Source organism: Paenibacillus sp. OT2-17, assembly GCF_009827695.1.
Lineage (GTDB): Bacteria > Bacillota > Bacilli > Paenibacillales > Paenibacillaceae > Paenibacillus > Paenibacillus polymyxa_B.
This window is the reverse complement of record NZ_WUDQ01000817.1, coordinates 1-1,252: the sequence shown is the minus strand read 5'-3', so window position 1 is coordinate 1,252 and position 1,252 is coordinate 1. Positions and strand designations below refer to the sequence as shown.

Below are 1,252 nucleotides of genomic sequence, written 5' to 3'. Positions count from 1 at the left end.
TGCCTTCAGTAACTAGCAGATTTAGCTGCCCGTCTGTCACTGGAATTTGAAAGCGATCCTTGGCCCCATTCCCTGTCATATTAATGACCTGATACACCCCTTCAGCCGCAATACTCGAACGAGAGGTATCTCCTAAAGTAACCGACACCTCATACAAACCAGGAGGAAGATCAACGTCAAAAGTATTCTCGCTTTTCGTACCTGTAGCCAGGAACCGTACCGCATCACTTGCCACTCCAGTCCCCGAAGCGCTGACATTACGCATATTCTCAGGGGTACGAAAGCCATACCCACGTGCTGAGTCATAGGACAGCGAAGCACTCACACCGGTATAACCCGTTTCGACCGTACCTCCGCCAAAATCAAACTTGTACTCGCCAGCGGATGCATGTGCCGGCGTAGCTATGCCCCCACCTGGTGCACCACATAAAAAAGCTACTAAAAGCATACCAGTCAATCCTTTTTTCCACTTCATTCTTCATTCCTCCTCCAAATTTTTAATTGTACGAAGCAAAGGATATTTTATTTTTTGTAAGCGCATACATAAAATTCTACCCATTGTTGCAGGGTTATGCCTATGTAATTCTTATGCAAAAGAAAAGTAGTTTATTCGTTAAGCTGAAACTTGTACTTGTACACAAAAAAGCCTCGCAGTTACAACTGCGAAGCTTTATGAAGCAATATTTCGTCATATCAAAATTACTACATTAATCCGCAACCAAAATTCCGTCAAAGCTCTCTGGACCTACTCGTACTGTACCCAGCAGGTTAGAAGAAACAAAAGCTGTATAAACCAATTGTGGTGTAATCGGCGGGTTAAAGTCATCGGCTGAGAACGCAATAACCTGTGGAGCTAATAAACTCAAACTGAAAGTAGACGTAGCCGAATAAACAACAGGGTCAGTTACCAGGGTACCTCTTACAATAGTGATCGTTATTCCGACTAAAGCAAGCGGAAGTTGAAGCGATATGGTTCCTTTAAGCAGAACCCGTGGCGTACCTGTAGCTCCCAGTGTGTTTAATCCGATCTGCCCGAACAATTGAGGCGTATTTAAAAGAGTGATCGGAATGGCAATAGAGTTAGCTGTCGAAGCGTTTTGGGATGTTCTCCCATCAATAAATGTTCCCATGGTTTCCCCTCCTCTCTCTACCAGATACTCATAGACTATGAAAAAGTTTGTTTTGTGCTTGGACTGAATATCTTGTAAAACACACAACTTCTGATGAATAGGCTAATGTGCAGCCCTTTCCC

General features: G+C 43.8%; 1 protein-coding gene and 1 pseudogene. Both read right to left on the bottom strand.

The window, feature by feature from the left end; genetic code table 11:
- Window positions 1–475, bottom strand: a pseudogene (locus tag GRP75_RS27355) (esterase); the annotation flags it as partial.
- A gap of 232 nt (window positions 476–707) precedes the next feature.
- A complete protein-coding gene (locus GRP75_RS27350) occupies window positions 708–1,130 on the bottom strand; it encodes a hypothetical protein (protein WP_023988436.1) in 423 nt (140 codons plus the stop codon).
- Between the last annotated feature and the right edge of the window lie 122 nt (window positions 1,131–1,252).

Excerpts from the sequence above, each read along its gene's own strand:
- GRP75_RS27350 (WP_023988436.1), bottom strand. The coding sequence starts at position 1,130 with ATGGGAACATTTATTGATGGGAGAACATCCCAAAACGCTTCGACAGCT.